Source organism: Rhizobium sp. YS-1r, from assembly GCF_000757525.1.
In the GTDB taxonomy this organism is placed as follows: Bacteria; Pseudomonadota; Alphaproteobacteria; order Rhizobiales; family Rhizobiaceae; genus Neorhizobium; species Neorhizobium petrolearium.
Genome location: NZ_JPYQ01000024.1, coordinates 166,839 through 187,404 on the forward strand (window position 1 = coordinate 166,839; position 20,566 = coordinate 187,404).

Annotated in this window: 18 protein-coding genes; 10 read left to right on the top strand and 8 right to left on the bottom strand. The window is 59.5% G+C overall.

Annotated elements, in window-relative coordinates; all coding sequences use genetic code 11:
* Positions 1 to 1,770 (bottom strand): PAS domain-containing sensor histidine kinase (locus JL39_RS16820; RefSeq protein ID WP_244446913.1); only part of this gene is annotated, 1,770 nt, incomplete at its 3' end.
* A 22-nt stretch (positions 1,771 to 1,792) separates the two neighbouring features.
* On the bottom strand, positions 1,793 to 2,665 hold the full coding sequence (locus JL39_RS16825) for a helix-turn-helix domain-containing protein (protein WP_227703995.1): 873 nt from the start codon (positions 2,663 to 2,665) through the stop codon (positions 1,793 to 1,795).
* On the opposite strand from JL39_RS16825, the gene JL39_RS16830 reads away from it, so the two are divergent.
* On the top strand, positions 2,650 to 3,378 hold the full coding sequence (locus JL39_RS16830) for a response regulator (RefSeq protein ID WP_037152864.1): 729 nt from the start codon (positions 2,650 to 2,652) through the stop codon (positions 3,376 to 3,378). The two genes, JL39_RS16825 and JL39_RS16830, sit on opposite strands and share 16 nt — an antisense overlap.
* Here JL39_RS16830 and JL39_RS16835 read toward each other — a convergent pair.
* Positions 3,351 to 3,875, bottom strand: coding sequence for a hypothetical protein (locus JL39_RS16835; RefSeq protein ID WP_161784769.1), 525 nt, complete (start codon positions 3,873 to 3,875; stop codon positions 3,351 to 3,353). The two genes, JL39_RS16830 and JL39_RS16835, sit on opposite strands and share 28 nt — an antisense overlap.
* A 316-nt stretch (positions 3,876 to 4,191) precedes the next feature.
* On the opposite strand from JL39_RS16835, the gene JL39_RS16840 reads away from it, so the two are divergent.
* Positions 4,192 to 4,419 (top strand): hypothetical protein, encoded by a 228-nt coding sequence (locus tag JL39_RS16840; RefSeq protein WP_227703997.1) that lies wholly within the window; start codon positions 4,192 to 4,194, stop codon positions 4,417 to 4,419.
* Positions 4,420 to 4,684: 265 nt separating this feature from the next.
* Positions 4,685 to 5,209 carry an Hsp20/alpha crystallin family protein gene (locus tag JL39_RS16845; protein ID WP_037152871.1) on the top strand — a complete coding sequence of 175 codons (525 nt, stop codon included), beginning with the start codon at positions 4,685 to 4,687 and terminating at the stop codon, positions 5,207 to 5,209.
* A gap of 252 nt (positions 5,210 to 5,461) precedes the next feature.
* Here the strand turns inward: JL39_RS16845 and JL39_RS16850 are convergent, their stop codons facing one another.
* A complete protein-coding gene (locus JL39_RS16850; protein ID WP_037153703.1) occupies positions 5,462 to 5,905 on the bottom strand; it encodes a host attachment family protein in 444 nt (147 codons plus the stop codon).
* Between the two features lie 233 nt (positions 5,906 to 6,138).
* Here JL39_RS16850 and groL point away from each other — a divergent pair, with 233 nt between their 5' ends.
* The gene (gene groL, locus JL39_RS16855; RefSeq protein WP_037152873.1) at positions 6,139 to 7,758 is read left to right on the top strand and encodes a chaperonin GroEL; all 1,620 of its coding nucleotides are present in this window, start codon (positions 6,139 to 6,141) and stop codon (positions 7,756 to 7,758) included.
* Positions 7,759 to 7,806: 48 nt separating this feature from the next.
* Here the strand turns inward: groL and JL39_RS16860 are convergent, their stop codons facing one another.
* Positions 7,807 to 8,751 carry a glucokinase gene (locus JL39_RS16860; protein WP_037152876.1) on the bottom strand — a complete coding sequence of 315 codons (945 nt, stop codon included), beginning with the start codon at positions 8,749 to 8,751 and terminating at the stop codon, positions 7,807 to 7,809.
* Between the two features lie 149 nt (positions 8,752 to 8,900).
* On the opposite strand from JL39_RS16860, the gene ppsA reads away from it, so the two are divergent.
* The 6 genes from ppsA to JL39_RS16890 all read left to right on the top strand — a co-directional run bounded on the left by ppsA (position 8,901) and on the right by JL39_RS16890 (position 16,874).
* Positions 8,901 to 11,291, top strand: coding sequence for a phosphoenolpyruvate synthase (ppsA, locus tag JL39_RS16865; protein ID WP_037152878.1), 2,391 nt, complete (start codon positions 8,901 to 8,903; stop codon positions 11,289 to 11,291).
* 241 nt (positions 11,292 to 11,532) lie between these two features.
* Positions 11,533 to 13,017, top strand: coding sequence for an arginine-ornithine antiporter (gene arcD, locus JL39_RS16870; RefSeq protein ID WP_081952871.1), 1,485 nt, complete (start codon positions 11,533 to 11,535; stop codon positions 13,015 to 13,017).
* 12 nt (positions 13,018 to 13,029) lie between these two features.
* Positions 13,030 to 14,244 carry an arginine deiminase gene (locus tag JL39_RS16875; RefSeq protein ID WP_037152882.1) on the top strand — a complete coding sequence of 405 codons (1,215 nt, stop codon included), beginning with the start codon at positions 13,030 to 13,032 and terminating at the stop codon, positions 14,242 to 14,244.
* Between the two features lie 13 nt (positions 14,245 to 14,257).
* Positions 14,258 to 15,259, top strand: a complete 1,002-nt coding sequence (gene argF, locus JL39_RS16880) for an ornithine carbamoyltransferase (RefSeq protein ID WP_037152885.1) — start codon at positions 14,258 to 14,260, stop codon at positions 15,257 to 15,259.
* Between the two features lie 2 nt (positions 15,260 to 15,261).
* Entirely contained in the window at positions 15,262 to 16,185 is a 924-nt protein-coding gene (gene arcC / locus JL39_RS16885) for a carbamate kinase (protein ID WP_037152888.1), read from the top strand.
* 158 nt (positions 16,186 to 16,343) lie between these two features.
* Entirely contained in the window at positions 16,344 to 16,874 is a 531-nt protein-coding gene (locus tag JL39_RS16890) for a flavin reductase family protein (RefSeq protein WP_037153709.1), read from the top strand.
* 232 nt (positions 16,875 to 17,106) lie between these two features.
* On the opposite strand, the gene JL39_RS16895 is transcribed toward JL39_RS16890, so the two are convergent.
* From JL39_RS16895 to JL39_RS16905, 3 genes are all read right to left on the bottom strand, one after another.
* The gene (locus JL39_RS16895; RefSeq protein ID WP_037152891.1) at positions 17,107 to 17,544 is read right to left on the bottom strand and encodes a hypothetical protein; all 438 of its coding nucleotides are present in this window, start codon (positions 17,542 to 17,544) and stop codon (positions 17,107 to 17,109) included.
* Positions 17,545 to 17,721: 177 nt separating this feature from the next.
* Entirely contained in the window at positions 17,722 to 19,287 is a 1,566-nt protein-coding gene (locus tag JL39_RS16900) for a SpoVR family protein (RefSeq protein ID WP_037152895.1), read from the bottom strand.
* A complete protein-coding gene (locus JL39_RS16905; protein ID WP_037152897.1) occupies positions 19,284 to 20,561 on the bottom strand; it encodes a YeaH/YhbH family protein in 1,278 nt (425 codons plus the stop codon). Before JL39_RS16905 ends, JL39_RS16900 begins: the two co-directional genes overlap by 4 nt.
* Positions 20,562 to 20,566: the final 5 nt, after the last annotated feature.

Sequence of the window (20,566 nt, forward strand, 5' to 3'; positions counted from 1 at the left end):
CGCACGGACTTCCGCCGCCAGTTCGTCGCCTGTCATGCCGCCCGGCATGACGATGTCGGTAAACAGCAGCGCGATATCGTCGTTCTGGGCGAGCCGGTCGAGCGCCTCCTCGCCATTTGCCGCCTCGACAACCTGATAGCCGAAATCGATCAGGCGCGAGACCGCCACACGCCGCACCCTGGGATCGTCCTCAACGACGAGGATTTTCTCCGTTCCGCCGGGAATCGCCGCCGCCCTTGAGGCAGTCGCCACTTCCTCGGACATCTTCGCATCCACCTTTTGCGCCGCCGGCAGGAAGAGCCTGACGCTGGTGCCCTGCCCCGGCTCACTGTAAAGCTGGATATTGCCGCCGGACTGCTTGGCGAAACCGTAGACCATGGAAAGGCCAAGACCGGTTCCGGAACCGACACCCTTGGTGGTGAAAAAAGGTTCGAAGGCCTTTTCCTTCACCTCCGGCGTCATGCCGGTGCCGGTGTCCGTCACCGAGATCAGCACATAGTCGCCGGTGCGCATATGCGGATACATCTGGGCATAATCGACGTCCAGCTTGACCCTTGAGATGTCGATCGTCAGCTTGCCGCCGCGCGGCATGGCATCGCGGGCATTGAGGGCAAGGTTGAGAAGCGCGTTCTGGAACTGCGACGCATCGACGAGCGCCTCGTTGGAAGCTCCCGTGACGACAGTACGGAATTCGATCGTCTCGCCGAGCGAGCGTCTTAAAAGATCGGAGAAACCGGTTACCAACTGCCCGACATCCACCAGCTTCGGATTGAGGGGCTGGCGGCGCCCGAAGGCCAGAAGCTGGCCGGTCAGCTTGGCGCCGTCCTCGGCGGCATCCTGCGCTTCATGCAGCAGGGCCAGCAGTTTCTCGTCCGAGAGCTTGTTCTCGATCATTTCGAGATTGCCGCCAATGACGGTCAGCAGATTGTTGAAGTCGTGTGCCAGCCCGCCGGTGAGCTGGCCGATCGCCTCCATCTTCTGCGATTGCCTCAGTTCTTCCTCGATCTTGTGGCGGCTGGTGAGGTCGCGGATGAAGCCGGTGAAGATGCGCTTGCCATTGGTGATCGCCTCGCCCACCGCAAGCTCCATGGGAAACACGGATCTGTCTTTCCGCTGACCGGTAACCACGCGACCGTACCCGATGATGCGACGCTCGCCTGTCGTCAGATATCGCGTAAGATAGCCATCATGAGCCTCCCGGTCCGGCGACGGCATCAGCATCTTGACGTTGTGACCACAAACTTCATTCGCCGAATATCCGAAAAGCTGCTCCGCTGCGGCGCTGAAAGACGTGATGATGCCGATTTCGTCAATGACGACCATCGCCTCGGGAACCGTATCCAGGATCGACCGCAGATGCGCCTCCCGTCCGGCAAGATCGTTCTGGACCTTTTTCATATCCGTGATGTCGTTGTTCGTCTGGATGATGATCGTCCGTTCATCCGGTGACGGATTGAGTGCGACCCAGCGGGTGGCGACGAAAATCCGCTGACCATTTCGGTGCCGGTGAACGACCTCCCCTTCCCACGAATGGTCGGTCTGGACCTGTCGGCGAATGATATCCAGCGGCTCAGGAAACTCTGTTGCCAGAAGCTCGTGAATAACGCTACCGACAACCTCATCCTGCGACCAGCCGTATAGGCTCTCGCATCCCTTCGTCCAGCGCGTAATGACGCCATCCAACCCGTGAACGATGAGGTTGGCATCATCCAGAAGGCTGGTTACGGCATCGAGCTGATTTTCGGTATCGACAAGCGTCTTTTCGTTCATATGTCTTCCGTGAGCGGTACCGCTAATGGCGGCGCCGCTCACCATGAACGACGAAATCCCGCCGGCTGTCCTCATATTCATCGCCGTCCCCGGCGAGTTGCGCAAGCGTCGCAGGCTTGATGATCCGGAGCGAATGTCGACCGGCCGGACCGAGGACGCCCTTGCTGGTCAGCTTGGTGATCGTGCGGGAAACGGTTTCGATTGTTAGACCCAGATAGTCACCCATGTCCAGCCGAGTCATCGGCAAATCGACGATAGGCTGCAACGCACCTTCCGACATTGTCCGTCTGAGGTACTTCAGAAGAAAGCTGCAGAGCCGCTCCTCGGCGTTCTTGCAGGAGAGAAGAACCATCTGATCCTGGGCTGCGGCCATCTCGTCGCAGACATGGGCGAAGACCTGCGGGCGGAGTTCCTCCGAATCCGCAACAGCCATATCGAATGCCTTGCGGGTGAGACGGCGAACCTTTGTAGCGGTGATCGCTTCGGCACTGTAAAGATAGTTGCCCTTCAGGGAGACGCCGACGATATCGCCAGCATGCACGAAACCTGTAATAATACGCCGGCCGTCGGAAATGATTCTGAAGATGCGAAGCGTGCCTTCAATCACATCGAAAACATGTTTGGCACTGTCGCCCTCGAAAAACAGCGACTGGCCGGGGGTCAGATGTTCAACGGGCTGCCTTGCGAAAAGGGTGTGCAGGCAACTCTGTTCTCCAAGTTCCGTGGCCCTTGCGATCTCGTATCCATGAATGCGGTTGCTGGTGAGAAACATGGCGCTGCCTCCGTCTTTCGATGGATACAGTTGACCGAAGCCAGGTAACACGCGAATGCTAATAGTGTGAAACACGGTTCGATTTTGTAACAGACGGTAACAGGCCGATGCCAATTCTCTCATCCAGTACCGTCCGTATTCTCGTCGTCGATGATGATCCTCGCATTCGGCAGATGCTGACGCGTTATTTCGAGGACGAGGGATACTCGGTGAGCACCGCCGCCGACGGCACGGAAATGAAAAGCCAGTTCAGGCATAAGGAGATAGACATCATCCTGCTCGATCTGTCCCTGCCCGGCGGACAGGATGGTCTCGACCTTGCGCGCGAAATTCGAAGCCAGTCGGACGTACCGATCATGATGCTGACAGGGCGTGACGATGTCGTCGACCGGATCATCGGCATCGAGATCGGGGCAGACGACTATATCGCCAAACCTTTTCATCTGCGCGAGGTGCACGCACGGCTGAAATCGATCCTCAGGCGGCGCCAGCCGAGCATAGCCAGGACGGAGGCCAACGAGGACAAGATCATCCATTTCGAAGGATGGACACTCAATCTTTCGAGGCGGCAGTTGCTGGCTCCGGACGGCTCCGAGGTAGAACTCACGACCGGCGAGTTCGACATGCTCACGGCCTTTCTCGAGAATGCCGGACGCGTCCTGACGCGTGACTTCCTGATGGATTCGACGAGGGGACGCCAGCTTGAGGCCTTCGACCGGACGATCGACGCTCAGATCGTGCGCCTGCGCAGAAAAATCGAGGCAGATGCCAGCAATCCGCAATTGATCAAGGCCATCCGCGGCGTCGGCTACATCTTCACCGGCAAGATCGACTGAAGTGCATCGTTGAGGTCAGTGTTCAGGTCATAGACCAGGCCGTTATTCCGGGGCTCCGTCTCCTTGAGATCTTCAAGGCTCTTCCAGTCCCTCGCCACCACCCTCCAGAAATGGATCTTCTCGCAACCTGTTTCCGCCGCCCGTTGTTTGATGACTTCGAAGAGCCGCTTTGCAATGTCCTGCTCATTGAAAAGGCTGATCGATGCGCAGACCGGCACCTCCAATTGACGCGCGGAAGGCGGATGATCACGAACGAAGACGTAACATAGTCCCCGAAGATAACCTTTGGTGTCGGTGACAGTCAGCCAATCGTGGCGCGACACCTCCGCCGCCGTTATGATTCGCCATGTTTCGAGCCCCATTCCAGGCATGATCAACTGTATCACCGCAAAAGCACGGTGGACATCTGCCGCTTTCAGGACTCCTGTTTCGTAACCCGCGTCCATTTCGCAACCCCGCCAGAAGACCCGCGAGTAGTCTCTCACGAGTGCCAGCATCCAAGGGTTCAGAGCCTATCTCTGCTGCGGTCACCGACATTGATCGGGGTCAACACGGATCAATCGATTTCGAAACTGGCCAGACGCTGGCTTCCTTACGGCGGCATGACAAGTAGCTTGAAGGTCTGCAAAAGCACCAACCGGCAGTGATCATATTGCAATCATGCGCTCTTCAGATTGCGCGCCAGCTTTGATCTTGGTCACGGACAGCAGCCAAACCGCGGCTATTCTTCTTGCTTCAGATAAGGAGGATACCATGCCATTGACGCTGAAATCGGGATTTCTCACGTCGTCCGGATACGAAGGACGCCTTATAATGAGTTCTGGGGCCGGCGATCAGGTTGTTGTGGTCACCCATGATGCACTTGCAGCGATTGCCGACCCGCCGCGTGTCGATGAATTCAGGCTGCAGGAATACATCGAGACCTTCAGCCGTATCGCAAGTGAAAAGTTCGATGGCGGCCTGTTCGATTCGACCGGCCATGTCTGTGTCACCGTCGGTGATATCCGCAAATGGCGGACCTCGCCGACGCGCGTCCACTGAGAACAGCTCACGATTTGCCTTCCTGTTGGAACATGAAAACAGGCATACCTCACATTTTCGCCTGCTTAACGAAACGGCACAGGCCGACATCCTGAATGCCTCAAGGCGACAGTGAACACCTCAACTGTTTGACGCGCGTCAATGTGGCTTCGGTCCATGAGGTTTTTCATGATGGCGCTCGATCAAGAGCTGATAACGGGACTGCATAGGCACCTTCGCGATGCTTCCATGCAGCATCCCTTCTTCGGAAAATAGGAGAGAAATCATGCCTGAGCCAGCAACCAGACTTCCAGTCCAGAAAGATGAAAAGCCGATACAGCCGGCAGGTAGCCTCTGGTCTCCGTTTGAAACCCTTCGCACTGAAATCGACCGGCTGTTCGATGACTTCGTCCCGGCGTCCTGGCGCCCGCTGGAACGCTCCCTGTTCACTCGGGCGCCATCCCCGAGCGGATGGTCCATTGCGCCAGCCGTCGATGTGGTCGAGAAGGACGACGCATTCGAAATCACCGCTGAAGTCCCGGGCATCGATGAGAAGAACCTCGAGGTCAAGCTTTCGAACGGCTACCTGACGATCCGCGGCGAGAAGAATGAAGAAAAGGAAGAGAAGCGGAAGGAGTATCGCCATTCCGAGCGGCGGTACGGCTCCTTCCAGCGGACATTCCAGCTTCCCGAAGGTGTCGATGCCGACAAGGTGGAAGCGGCCTTCGAAAAGGGTATCCTGAAAGTCAAGCTTCCCAAGAGCGCCGATGCGAAGAAGAACGAACGCAAGGTGGAAATCAAGACAGCTTGATCCATCGTCTCATCAAAGGGAAGGCGCGCTCCGACATGGTGCGCGCCTTTTTGTATATTTTGCCGGTTGTATATTTTGCCGGATATCCCCAGCTGCCCGGCAAGCGAAAACGCCGTTTCCCAAGGTGAGCTTGTGAAACGGCGAGTTGAATCTGCGGCTGATGGAAGCGTTGCATGTCTCGAGTTTTGAATGAAGGACGACCTGCTACGCGCCGCCGCCTCCACCAAAACCTTCCCAAGCGGGCGAATGCAGTCAGAAAGACAAGTGCTTCTCGATCTCCTGCACCGGCAGATTGACGAGGTCCTTGGCGTATTCCGCGACGATCCGGCGCTTGACTGCCTCGGGCATCGCCTGCCGCAAGTCGGCGAGCGCCTTCGGAGGAGCGACAATGAAGAGCTTGTCGATGTCGTTCTCCTCGCAGATCGCCTCCAGCTTTTCGGCGATCATGGCGGAGAAACGATCCTCTTCCAACTCGTGAAAATCGGTCTGGCCGACGCTGCTGCGATGGCTGCCGGTCGCCGTGCGGCCGGGCCTGTCCGTGCCCTGTTCGTGGGTCGGGGCGTTCTTGGGAGCCTCGATCACCTGCTCGACTTCCAGCGTCAGGTTGAAAGCTGTGCCGGTATTGCGCAGCAGAAGCGCCTTCTTTGCATCCGAAACGAGGACCCGCGCGTTATAGGGAATGATTTTCGTGTTCATCGCTTCATCCTTCTCATGAATGGGATCAACATAGTGGTTCAGATGGAGCGCAGTTTGATCGGCGTCAATCTTCAATGCCGACTACAGCGGGTGAAAAAGCCGTGCAGCATTTTTGACGCCGGTCAAACGCTCGCACCCCGAGCTGGTTCATTGTTCGGCATCAGGCTGGGAGTGACGCGCGGACGCGTCAGCAGAGGATGTCTCGGCAGCCCAGGCAGCCATAGGAGCCGATCATGCCGCATAAGCAAGTGCTTTTCAGAACCGAAGCCCGGGGCAAGGTACTCCAGGGCGCCACACAACTGGCCGACGCGGTTCGCCTCACCCTGGGCCCGAAGTCGAAATCCGTTCTCATCGAAAAGAAGTGGGGCACGCCGATCATCTGTAATGACGGCGTGACAATCGCAAAGGAGTTCGACCTCAAGGACCCGGAGGAAAATCTCGGAGCGAGAATGCTGCGCGCGGCTGCCGAGAAGACGGGCGAGATTGTGGGCGACGGAACAAGCACCTCGACCGTGCTGGCGCATGCGATGCTTGCCGACGGCCATCGCAATGTCGTCGCGGGAGCAAATGCAATCGACCTCAAACGCGGCCTCGACCGGGGTGTAGCACGGGCGATAAAAGCCCTGCGGGGCATTTCGCATCCGATCACCACCGATAAGGAAAGGCAGCAGGTGGCGGCGATCTCGGCCCATAATGACGAGGCCATCGGCAAGCTTGTTGCCGACGCCATGGCGAAGGTCGGCAAGGAGGGCGTTATCACCGTGGAGGAATCCAAGACGGTGGAGACGCGCCTCGACGTGGTCGAAGGCATGCAGTTTGACCGCGGGTATATTTCGCCCTATTTCGCGACCGATCCGGAAAAGATGGAGACCATCCTTGAAGACGTCCGGATCCTGATATCCGACCGGAAGATTTCGGCGCTCGGCGACATGGTGGGCCTGCTTGAAGAGATCGCGAAATCCGGCAGACCGATTCTTGTCATCGCCGAGGACGTTGACGGTGAGGCGCTCGCCACACTGATCGTCAACCACATTCGCGGAACGTTGCACAATTGTGCGGTCAAGGCTCCCGGGTTCGGTGACCGCCGAAAGGAAATGCTTCGCGACATGGCGGTTCTGACGGGCGCCCAGGTTATCTCCGAAGACCTCGGTTTCAAGCTTGAAAACGTAACGCAGGACCAGCTCGGGACTGCCGCACGCGTAATCGTCGACAAGGATACGACGACCATCATCGGTGGCGGCGGCAATCAGGCAGCGATCAAAGGGCGCACGGACCAGATTCGCAAGGAAATCGAAAAGACGACCAGCGATTACGATAGAGAAAAGCTTCAGGAGCGGTTGGCAAAACTTTCCGGCGGGGTCGCCGTGATTCGGGTCGGCGCCCCTTCCGAGGCGGAGGTCAAGGCCAAGAAGGAGGCTTTGGACGACGCAATCAATGCCACCAAAGCGGCCGTCGAAGAAGGCGTGGTGCCGGGCGGTGGACTTGCGCTGCTGCGCTGCATAAAGGCGGTCGAAGAGGAAGAAGAATTGTGTGAAGGCGACGAGCGGACGGGCGTGCAGATCCTGAAGCGGGCCCTCGAAGCCCCTGCCCGCCAGATCGCCGAAAATTCCGCGGTCGACGGCGGCGTCGTCATTGCGAGGATGCTCGAAAGCAAGGGAAACATCGGCTTCGACGCCTCGCGCAACCGCTATGTGGACCTGCTTCAGGAAGGCATCATCGACCCGACGAAGGTCGTGCGCGTCGCATTGGAGAATGCCGTATCGGTTGCCAGCGTGCTTCTTCTGACGGAGGCAACCATGACGGAAATTCCGGAACCGACCATACCGGCGGCTCCCGCGCCCATTGGAATGTAGACGGAAACGAAGTGGAGCAGGGCTGTTTTCCGCTCCGCTCCACCCGGCTCAGGCAATCGCCATCGCGGCGCCCCGCAGGGCGGTATTCAGCGCCGTGATGACATAGACTGGCGTCGTCGAAGAATATGCAGCATTGCCGCTCGCGGCCTCAAAGGTGTCCTTGCTCAAAACTTCGAGCAGCCGTGTCGGCATCTCTCCGGCAAGATAGAGACCGCCTTCAGCGCCAGTCGCCAGGACAAAATCGTTTGAGAAGCGGCCAAGCCAAAGACCGAAGCGCTTCAGCGTATCGACTGCCGAAGGCTCCTTTTCTTTGCAGGCGGCAGCAAGGATCGCCGCGACGGTCGAATATCGTCCCGTTGCTCCGGCCTGTCGCGAGATCGCACCGCTGAGCGCAACCATTCCTGCAGAGGTCAGGATGCTCCCGGCGCTGGTACCGCCAACCTCCTGCCGCACCTGCTCCAGCAGCCAGAGATCCTCCTCGTCGGCGGCACCCAAAAACATGCCGCCTGCCTTACTGGGCAATACCGACCACTTCCCTCCACCTGGAACAGCGATTGCGGCTTCAAGCTTTTCCCCCAGGGAGATAACCGCTCTCGGCTTATCTGCAAGCGTGGAAGTCCCCGCGATCTTGCGAACGTCGTGGCGGCCCAGGAGCTCCGTGGCCCTCGCGATCGCATCGATATCGGCGATCAACGTGACGCTGTCGAGATCGAGGGCGCCTTCGAGCTCTTTGCCCGTAAAGGTTCGCGAGAGATTGGCAATATGAGCGCGATCTTTTTCGATAGAGCCCGCAATGGCGAGGCTTGCGATCTTCGGATATTTCGCCAGTGACTTCAGATAGGCGAAAAGCGCCTGCTGGACCGAGGAGAAATCCCCCGCCTTGAAATTCACCAGATGGTCGATCGTCAGTTCATCGATATCCGCAATGGCAAAGCGCAGATGGTGGGACCCAATCTCTCCGACGATCGCGTGCCGGTCCGACGACATCAACATGTTCGTGCCTCGCTATGGTGTGAAAACCCAACGATAAACTGCCGGATGGCAAACAGGCTCACCTTGATGAGGATCAAGGTGAGCGGCGTCGACCCCAATAAGCTGACTGACATCACAAAATGTCCGCAGGGGCCTGAAAGGAGTTCACGATGAGCAGAATGGCGCAGCCTGCCATCTGGTTCGAGGAGCTGCGTCGCAGCGACGTCGCCAAGGTCGGAGGCAAGAACTCCTCTCTCGGCGAGATGATCCAGACCCTGTCGGCGAAGGGGATCAGCGTTCCCGCAGGATTCGCGACGACCGCCGACGCCTATTGGAACTATGTGGATACCAACGGTCTGAGGCAGGCCATCGCTGCACTTGTCGCAGATTGGCAGGACGGCAAGGTGGGCCTCGCCGAAACCGGAGCAGCCATCCGAAAGCTCTTCCTGCGCGGCGATTGGCCGAAAGCAACCGCCGAAGCCATCATCGCGGACTATCGCACCCTTTCCCTGCGCGCGGGACGCAGTGACGTCGCCGTCGCGGTCCGTTCGAGCGCCACCGCCGAAGACCTGCCGGATGCAAGCTTTGCGGGGCAGCAGGAAACCTTCCTCAATATCAGCGGCGAGAAAGCGCTACTGGATGCCTGCCGCCGCTGCTACGCCTCGCTCTTCACCGACAGGGCGATCTCGTATCGCCAGACGAAGGGTTTCGACCACATGAAGGTCGCGTTGTCGATCGGCGTTCAGCAGATGGTGCGTTCCGACCTCGGCGGCTCCGGCGTCATGTTCTCGATCGACACCGAGACCGGCTTCGACAAGGTGGTCCTGATCAATGCGGCCTGGGGGCTTGGCGAGAACGTCGTGCAGGGCACTGTCGATCCGGATGAATACCAGGTCTTCAAGCCCCTCCTGCAGGACAGTTCGCTGAGCCCTATCATTGCGAAGACATGCGGCGCAAAGGAAAAGAAGATGATCTACGGCTCCGGAAGTGAGCCGACGCGAAACGTACCCACGTCCAAGGTGGAACGGGCGGCATTCGTCCTTGACGACCAGGCTATCCTGAAGCTCTCGCGGTGGGCGGCGATCATCGAAGAGCATTACGGCTGCCCGATGGACATGGAATGGGCCCGCGACGGCGAGACCGGCGAACTGTTTATCGTCCAGGCAAGGCCCGAGACCGTACAGTCGAACCGCCAGACGGGCGTCTTCAAGAGCTACACGATCCGCAAGAAGGGGCGAAAGCTGGCCGCGGGGCTGTCGATCGGCGACGCGGTCGTCTCCGGGCGTGTCTGCCTGATCGAGACGGCCAAGGACATCGACCAGTTCGTGGACGGATCGGTTCTGGTCACTGCGACCACCGATCCCGACTGGGTGCCGATCATGAAACGGGCGGCGGCGATCGTCACCGACCATGGTGGGCGCACGTCGCATGCGGCGATCGTCAGTCGTGAGCTCGGCCTGCCGGCGGTCGTCGGCACAGGCAATGCCACCAGCATCTTCCATACCGGCCAGGAAGTGACGGTTTCCTGCGCCGAAGGCGAGGACGGCTTCATCTACGAAGGCATCGCGGAATATGAAGAGAAGACGCTTGATGTCGCCGGCCTGCCAGCCACGAAAACCAAGGTCATGCTGAACCTGGCAAATCCGGGGGCCGCTTTCCGCTGGTGGCGGCTGCCCGCCGACGGCGTGGGGTTGGCCCGCATGGAATTCGTCATCAGCAATGCGATCCGCATCCATCCGATGGCGCTTGTCCATTATGACCACCTGAAGGACGAAGCGGCGAAGAACGAGATCGCCGCACTGACGAAGGGGTATGACGACAAGCCCGAATATTTCGTCGACAACCTTGCCCGCGGCCTCGCCCGGATTGCCGCCGCGGTTCATCCCAAGCCGGTGATCGTCCGGATGAGCGACTTCAAGACGAACGAATATGCCGGCCTGCTGGGCGGCGCGGAGTTCGAGCCGAAGGAGGAGAACCCCATGCTCGGCTTCCGCGGCGCCTCCCGCTATTATTCACCGCGCTACCGCGAGGGTTTTGCGCTCGAATGCCGTGCCATCCGCAAACTGCGCAACGAACTCGGCTTCAGGAATGTCATCGTGATGATCCCCTTCTGCCGCTCCGTCGGCGAGGCGGAAAAGGTATTGAATGTCATGGCGGAAAACGGCCTGTCGCGCGGGGTTGACGATCTGCAGATCTATGTGATGTGCGAGATCCCGTCGAACGTCATCCTCGCCAAGGAGTTCGCGCGCCATTTCGACGGCTTCTCGATCGGCTCCAACGACCTGACGCAGCTTACGCTCGGCGTCGACCGTGACGCGGGCGATCTCGCCGACCTCTTCGATGAGCAGGATCCGGCGGTCAAATGGATGATCCGGAGTGTCATTTCGGAAGCCGGCAAGGCTGGCGCCAAGATCGGCATCTGCGGACAGGCACCGAGCGATTACCCGGACTTCGCCGGTTTCCTGGTCGAATGCGGCATCGACAGCATTTCCGTCAGCCCCGACAGCTTCATGGCGGTGAAGCGGAAGGTGGCCGAAGCCGAGCGGGACAGAAAGGCATGAGGGTCGTGCAGCCGTCCGCGTGACGGTATCACTGTTCAAGGCCGCGAAGAATATCGCGGCCTCCCCGAAGTCGGGGCAGCCTGGGTCGACGGCCGGGCGATCACTATTTTATAGAAATATCCCATTGTTTCCAATCGGATATCGAAAATATTCTCCCTGCACCCGGTTTGACTGCGATCAATGTTCCCGCCCCGGCAGCATGGTCTGATCCCCGCAGTTTCCAACACCGGGAGATAACGCCATGGCTTCGACTGACATGAAGGTTGGGGGGACGGCTGTCCCCGATATCAATGGAAAGGCGGAAGCACCCCATCAAAAGCTCCGCCTCGGATCGCTGACGGCCCTGGTCGTCGGCTCGATGATCGGGTCGGGCGTCTTCAGCCTTCCGCAGAACATGGCCGCCGGCGCCGGTCCGCTTGCCATCATCATTGGCTGGGCGATCACCGCGATCGGCATGCTGGCTCTCGTTTTCGTCTACCAATCGCTGGCGACCCGCAAGCCCGACCTGAATGCCGGCCCTTATGCCTATGCCAAAGCCGGATTCGGCCCCTTCGTCGGCTTCAACAGTGCCTGGGGTTACTGGCTGAGTGCCTGGATCGGCAACGTTTCCTATGCGGTCGTGGTCTTCAGCGCCCTCTCCTATTTCTTCCCCTCCTTCGGCGACGGGAACACCTGGCAGGCAATCATCGGCGCCTCGGTGCTTCTATGGCTCGTCCATGCCCTGATCATGGCGGGCATCCGCGAGGCCGCGGTCGTCAATCTGATCGTGACGGTGGCGAAGATCGCGCCCATCGTCCTGTTCATCGGCGTTGTGGTCGTCGCCTTCAAGGTCGATGTCTTCTCCGCCGATTTTTCCGGTCTCGGCAATGCAAGCCTCGGCTCGATCACCGATCAAGTGAAGAGCACCATGCTGGTCACCCTGTGGGTTTTCATCGGCATCGAGGGCGCAAGCGTCTATTCGGCCCGGGCTGAGCGCCGCAAGGATATCGCGACCGCGACGATCAGCGGCTTCCTGGTCTGCCTGGCCCTCTATGCTCTCGTATCGCTGCTCTCGCTCGGCATCCTCAACCAGCCGGAACTCGCCGCGCTCAAGAACCCGTCGATGGCAGGCGTTCTCGAAGCGGTCGTCGGCCCCTGGGGTGCGATCCTGATCAACATCGCGCTGGTCGTCTCGGTCGCCGGCGCGTTCCTGAGCTGGACGCTTCTGGCTGCGGAAATCCCGCTTGCCGCGGCCAAGGACGGCACGATGCCGGCCTTTTTCGCCAGGGAGAGCACCCGCGGCGTTCCTTCGACATCGCTGCTGATCACCAACCTCCTGGTACAGGCCTTCCTTCTGGTCACCCTGTTTGCGCAGAGCACCTATCAGGCCCTGTTTTCGATCGCGTCGGCCGCCATCCTCGTCCCCTACATCTTTTCCGGCGCCTATGCGGCAAAGCTGGCGATGACAGGCGAAGCCTACCAGGCGGGTGAAAGCCGCACCGGTCCGATGATCGGCGGGCTAATCGCCACCATCTACGGGCTGTGGCTCGTCTATGCCGCCGGCCCCGCCTACCTCTTCATGTGCGCCGTCCTCTATGCACCCGGCATCATCTTCTATGCCGCAGCCCGCCGCCAGACCGGCCAGCAGATATTCAAACCGGTCGAAGCTCTTCTCGCCGTCGCTCTTGTCGCGGTCGGACTGCTTGCGGCCTACCAGATGTGGACCGGTGCGGTCAGCCCGTTCTGAGGAGATGGAACAATGATGACTTTAGGCGTTCATTCCGAGGTCGGGCGGCTTCGCGAAGTGATGGTGCACCGGCCGGATCTCAGCCTCCGGCGGCTTACGCCGGACAATTGCAAGGCCCTGCTCTTCGACGATGTGCTCTGGGTCAAGCGGGCGAGGCAGGAACACGACGTGTTCGTCGACACGCTGAGAGAGCGGGGCGTGGTGGTTCATTCGCTCGGCGATCTTCTTGCCGAAACGCTCGACACTGCCGACGCGAGGCAATGGCTGCTCGGCCGGAGGATCAGGCCCCCGATCGTCGGCGAGGACATGGTCGTCGAAATGCAGGCCTGGCTCAACGAGATGCCATCCGAGCAGCTTTCTGCCTATCTCGTCGGCGGCGTCGCCCGCGCCGAACTCCCGTTCGAGCCTATAGGCTTGAGCGGAAAGACGCTCGCACCGGAAGATTTCGTCCTGCCGCCGCTGCCCAACCAGCTCTTCACACGCGACAGTTCCTGCTGGATCTATGGCAGCGTGTCGGTCAATTCGATGTATTGGCAGGCACGGCGGCCGGAAGCGGCCAATGTGGAAGCCATCTATCGCTTTCACCCGCGCTTCCAGCAGAGCGACTTCCCGATCTTCTCGGCGGATGGCGAAGACGCGCCGAGCCTGGAGGGTGGCGACGTGATGCCGGTCGGTAACGGCGTCGTGCTGATCGGCATGGGCGAAAGGACAACGCCCCAGGCGGTGAGCGCCCTTGCCAAGCGGCTGTTCATCGCGGGGCTTGCGACGAGGGTCATTGCCGCCCTTATGCCGCGCGACCGCAGCTTCATGCACCTCGACACCGTCTTCACCTTTTGCGATCGCGATCTTGTGACCCTGTATCCCCCGGTCGTCGAGCGGCTGCGCAGCTTTTCCCTGCGCCCCGGAGACGTCGAAGGGACGATCGACATCCACGAGGAGAATAGATCGTTCACCGAGGTCGTGGCCGAAGCGATGGGCCTCAGGAGCCTGCGCATCGTCCAGACTGGAGGCGACCGTTACGAGGCTGAGCGCGAGCAGTGGGACGACGGCAACAACGTCGTCGCCGTCGAGCCCGGCGTGGTCGTCGCCTATGACCGCAACGTCTATACCAACACGCTTCTGCGCCGCCAGGGCGTCGAAGTCATCACCATCGAAGGCGCCGAACTCAGCCGCGGTCGCGGCGGCGGGCATTGCATGACTTGCCCCCTCGTTCGCGACGCCATTTAGAAGGGCCACCGACATGCCGATCAATCTTCATGGCAGGAGCGTCCTGTCTCTCGACGATCTCTCCTCAGACGAGATCCGCTTCCTGCTGCGCATGGCCGCGGAGCTCAAGGCTGCCAAGCTGGGCGGCTACGAGAAGCCGCGCCTGACGCGAAAAAACATCGCCCTGATCTTCGAAAAGGATTCGACCCGCACCAGAAGCGGGTTCGAGGTCGCCGCCTATGATCAGGGCGCTCACGTGACCTATATCGGCCCTTCGGGCAGCCATATCGGCCACAAGGAATCCGTGAAGGACACGGCCCGTGTGCTCGGCCGCATGTATGATGCGATCGAGTTCCGCGGCTTCGAGCAGGCGGCCGTCGAGGAGCTTGCACGGTATTCCGGCGTTCCCGTCTACAACGGCTTGACCGATATTTGGCATCCGACCCAGGTACTCGCTGACTTCATGACCATGCGGGAGTTCACCCACAAGCACCTGTCGGATACCGCCCTTGCTTTTGTCGGGGACGGCCGGGATAACGTGGCCATCTCGCTGGCGCTCGGCGCGGCCAAGGTGGGGATCGATTTCCGGCTTGTCTCCCCACGGCAGCTTTGGCCGGAACAGACATTCATCGACCATGTCAATGCCGAGGCGGCGAAGGCCGGCGGCCGGTTCGAACTCACGTCCGATGTCGCCACGGGCGTCAAGGGCGCGGATTTCATCTATACGGATGTCTGGCTCTCCATGGGGGAGGATGAATCCGCCTGGAGCGAGCGCATCAAACTGCTGGCGCCCTATCGCGTCACGGAACAGGTGATGGCGGCGACCGGCAACCCCTACAGCAAGTTCATGCACTGCCTGCCCGCATTCCACGACACCCGCACCGAAGTCGGCAGGCAGATCGCCGAAAAATACGGCATAGACTGCATGGAGGTCACCAACGCGGTCTTCGAATCCGAGGCCTCCGTCGTCTTCGATCAGGCCGAGAACCGCATGCATTCGATCAAGGCACTGCTCGTCGCGACGATCGGGGGCTAGGGATGCTGATCGTCGCCGCTCTCGGAGGCAATGCTCTCCTGCGCCGGGGTGAACCGCTAACCGCGGAAAACCAGCGCGCCAACGTCAAACGGGCGGCAGCGCCTCTCGCAGGCCTGATCACGGCCGGCCATTCCCTGGTCATTACCCATGGGAATGGTCCGCAGGTCGGCCTTCTGGCGCTTGAAACCGCCGGCGTGGATGGTGCCGACCTGCCGCTTGATGTTCTTGGAGCCGAGACCGAGGGCATGATCGGCTACATGATCGAGCAGGAGCTTGCCGGCATCCTGCAAGGCAGCCGCTTTGGTACGCTGCTGACGCTCGTCAAGGTGAACGCCGACGATCCGGCCTTCCGGAAACCCACGAAATTCATCGGCCCCGTCTATACCGAGGAAACAGCCCGCACCCTGGCGGCGAAACGCGGGTGGCAGGTTGCGCCGGATGGTGACAAATGGCGGCGCGTCGTCGCCTCGCCGGCACCGCAGGCGATCATGGAAGCCGAGGTGATCTCGCTCCTGGTGAAGCAAGGGGTCACCGTCATCTGCACCGGCGGCGGCGGCATTCCCGTTGTCGAACGAAATGATGGCAGCCTTCAAGGCATTGAGGCCGTCATCGACAAGGATGCGGCAAGCGCCCTTCTCGCCGAACAGCTTGACGCCGATATGCTGCTTCTCCTGACTGACGTCGATGCCGTCTACGCCGATTTCGGCACGCCGAACGCGCGTCCGCTTGCAAGATTGGACCCGACAGGTGTGAGGGAAGATCAATTTCCCGCAGGATCGATGCGACCAAAAGTCATGGCGGCGGCCCGTTTTTCGAAAAAAATCGGACGTCGCGCCGCAATCGGCCGCCTTGAAGACGCTTCGGCAATCGTGGCGGGCGAGAAAGGCACCGTCTTCACAACAGCCGCCGTCAGGGCACCGGATTGATCGCCGGAGAACGCCTCATATCGCGGGAGGCGAGGACGAGCCGTTGGCGAATGCCCGCCGTCGCCCGAGATTCAGGCCATGGTGAAGACACCGGATCAGACCGCCCGCGCAGCCAGTTGCGCCCCTGGATTGAGGCAAGAACGATGGCGACGAATGATATGAAGGCTCTGGTACTCGACAAGGTTTATCAGTTGATTGAACCCGGCCCCGTTGTGCTGCTGACAACCAGCAGGGAGGGGGTTCCCAATGTCATGACCATGTCATGGCACATGATGGTCGAATTCACGCCGCCGCTCCTGGCCTGCGTGGTATCGAGCGGCGACTACAGCTTTTCGGCGCTTGCGGCTACGGGCGAATGCGTGATCGGCATCCCTGCCGTGGAGATTGCCGAAAAGGTCGTGGCAATCGGCAATTGTTCCGGCCGCGACACGGATAAGTTCGCGCGGTTCGGACTGACGCCGCGGCCAGCGAGCCAGATCGCAGCACCGTTGATCGAAGAATGTTTCGCCAATCTGGAATGCCGGGTCGTAGAGACCCGTCTCGTCGAGCAGTACAACCTCTTCGTTCTGGAGGTCGTCGCGGCATGGCACGATCCGGCGCGGGAGGCGCCGAGAACCATTCACCATCGCGGGTACGGCTCATTCACAGTGGACGGAGAGATAATTCAACTGAAGTCCCGGATGCCGTAACGGCGACTTCAGACGAACTGCCGGACATCTCCAGGGAAGATCCTCCTCGCCGGCTTCGACAGACCCCGAACAAGGTCGTGATCTCCATGGGCGGTTTTGGCACAGACATTTGCGTCGCGGGACGTTGCCGTCCCTACGCTCGCATGCGTGTCAGCCAATCATCCAATGGTCGAAATAAGGCGGCGCCTCCGGGGCGCCCCGGCAAGCGTCGTCTCCAGAATGTACAAGTGCTCTATCTTTCGAAGAAAGCAACCAAGCGAGCAATGATGCCATTGGAATTACGGGCAGCCAGCGACCGCACACTATGGGCTACCGTCCGGGCGCTCACGCGTGCGCCGAAATGGCAGAAGCAGACCAGTCGATGCAATTGCCGATCGCTCAGTTCGAAAAATCGCTTGGCTTCACCATAGGTATCGTTCTCCAGGCCTGCAGCCCGAAAGACCGGATCGGCGAAAGCAACCGAGATGGCCGTCCCGTCCGCACGCATGGCGAGACGTTCCTCTTCCGGCCGGTATTCGGTTTCGCGAAGGGTCAGAAGCAATAAATCCGGATCACGATCGAGGAGATCGGCCCACCTTTCGAGCCGTTCGCTACGCGACGTTTCAGGACGAGGATAGGTGCGGTTGATCTTGGCAACAGCCTTGAGCTGATCGACGGCATGCTGTTCCATTACGGCCTCCTATTTTAACAAAAATAGCGCGCCCGTCCCAACCTCTACCGTGATACCAACCCGCCTGAATGTCCAATCACGATTGGACATTCAGGCACTATTTACATTCACCCTTCAACTATAATTGATTGCCCAAGACAGGGTCCGGGGATGCTGCAGCATATGCCGAGAAACTTCTCAGGAAGATCGAGAATCCGCAAACAAGGAACGCGGATGTGCTACATGTTCCTTCACCACCTTCTCTGAGCTGTCGATTTCCTGCAGCAGCACATCATAACTCCAGAGATCGGCAAGGTGCTGCAGGACAAGTTTGGTCTCGCTCTCGTCAAGAGGCCAATCGTTGAGCACCTTATGCTGCAACAGCAGGCGGCGGTCGCCAGCAAGATCCACATCGACAACTTCTATTCCCGGATCCGTCCAGCCGATGTCGTATTCGCGAGCAAGCTGCCGACGAATGCGCCTATAGCCACGCTCGTCATGGATGGCCGACACAAGAATGCCGTCCAGCATATCCGGATCGTCGTGGAGCTGGAAAAGGCGCCATTGGCGGATCAGGTGCGGACTGAGGAACTGCCCGACGAAACTCTCGTCCCGATAGCTGGCCCAGATATCTCGCAGCACGGAGACCGGATCGTTGCGCCCGGCGATGTCCGGAAACCATTCGCGATCTTCGTCGGTCGGGTTCGTCACGATGCGCTCGATATCCTGCATCATCGCAAAGCCGAGCGCATAGGGATTGAAGTCGGAAAAGCGTCGGTCATCATAGGACGGCTGGAACACCACATTGGTGTGCGACTTCAAGAATTCGAGATAGTGCCCGTCACCGATCTGTCCGCGTTCGTGCAGCCTCGTCATGATCTTGTAATGAACATAGGTGGCGGTACCCTCGTTCATCACTTTGGTTTGGCGCTGCGGATGGAAGTATTGGGCGACATGCCGGACGATGCGCAGGATCTCACGCTGCCACGGCTGCAGCCGCGGAGCCGACTTTTCAAGGAAGTAAAGGATGTTGTCCTGTGGCAAGCCAAGTGCCGCGCGCCGCTTGTCAAGGCTGATATCAGCCCTGCTGCGCTTGTGGCCGGCAGGGACCGTGCGCCAGAGATCGTTGAATACCTGCTCCTCGTGTGCCCGCCGCTCCTGTTCCCGCTTTTCCTCCTGCCGCAAGTCGAGCTTCGTCTTCCCGGCATAACGATGCACGCCATGCGACATCAGCGCATGGGCAGCATCCAGCGTTCGCTCTACCGCAGTCTCGCCATAACGCTCTTCGCAGCGGGCGATGTAGCCCTTTGCAAATTCAAGATAGCCAAGAATGCCTTCGGCATCCGTCCAGAGCTTGAAGAGGTAATTGTTCTTGAAAAAATGGTTATGGCCAAATGCAGCATGCGCGATGACCAGCGCCTGCATCGTGGCATTGTTCTCCTCCATGAGATAGGAAATGCAGGGGGAACTGTTGATGACAATCTCATAGGCCAGATCGCGCATTCCGCGACGATAGAAGGCTTCGTGGTGAGCGAAGTGCTTGCCGAAGGACCAGTGGCGATAGAAGAGTGGCATGCCGATGGAGGAATAGGCGTCCAGCATCTGTTCCGACGTGATCACTTCGATCTGGTTCGGGTAGACGTCGAGCCCAAGTTCGCCAAGCGCAATTTCCTCACAGGCATCATGGATGCGCTGAAGCGTTGGGAAATCCCAATCTGAGCCTTCAAAAAGCAGACCCCCTCGCTGTTTTACGGTCTTGATCATGGCTCTGTCTTCGAATGTGCCTGCTGCTTCTGGAAAAGGTCATGGAAGACGGGAAATATCTGGTTTCGCCGGCAGACCTTGCGCATCGCAAGAGGCAGAATATCGGAGCGTATACCTTCATAAAGGTTCCAGATCGGAGAGTCGGATGTCGAGGAATCCTCTCCTTCCTCTCCGACCTCGATATAAGCGAAATATTGGCAGAGCGGCAGAATTTCGTACTGCAGCAACTGGCCGACCAGGCTTCCGTCCGAATAGGAGTTGTCCCCATCCGAAGCCTGCGCCGCATAGATGTTCCAGTCGGTCGGATCGAAACGAGCGGCAATAATGGTACGCATAGCCACAAGCGCACTCGAAACCAGGGTGCCTCCGGTCGCAGGGCCGTAGAAGAAGGTCTCCTCGTCTACCTCCTCCGCCTTTTCCGTATGCCGGATGAAGACGATCTCCACTTTCTCGTAACGCCGCGACAGGAAGAGATACAGCAGTATGTAAAAGCGCTTTGCCAGATCCTTCATGTGCTCCGTCATGGAGCCCGAGACATCCATCAGACAGAACATCACGGCCTTCGCAACCGGCTTCGGCGTGTTTTCGAAGCGGCGATAACGCACGTCCAGGGGATCGATATAGGGAATGCGACGGCTCTTGTCCGTCAGCGACTTCAACTCCGCCTCGAGCGCCAGACGCTTCTCCTCGCTCTCGCATTCCTCGATCTCACGCCGCAGCGCTTCGATCTCCTCCGGCTTCGGACGGCGAAGCGCGATACGCCGCATCATGGCCAGACGTGTGGTCCGGCCAACCGCAATGTTGGAAGGAGAACCTGAAACGGTATACCCTGCGCGGGTCGGGGTTACTTCCTCGGTTTCGCTCAATCGCCGCTTCGCAAGATCAGGCAGTTCAAGATCATCGAGGAAAATATCCAAGAACTCTTCCCGGGTCAGGACAAAGCGGAAATCGTCCTCGGCATCGCCTTCGCCTGCCTCCGTTGGTCTGCCCCCGCTCCCTCCCTCGGGGCGTGGAACGATATCCCCTTCGGCGAAATCTTTGTTACCTGGCAAAACCCGGTCTCTCACCCCGCCTTCACCTCTGCGAAAGCTTGGTTCGGCCACTCCTCCTATCGGAATGCTGACTTCACCGCCGTTGAGCACATCGCGAATGTTACCGCTTTGCAAAGATCGTCTGACCGCTTGCTGCACGGCGTCCTTCGCGCGCCGAAGAAACCGTTGCCGATTTTCCAAACTTTTACCGCGCGGATTAAGCCGCCGGTCAATGATGTGCATGTGGG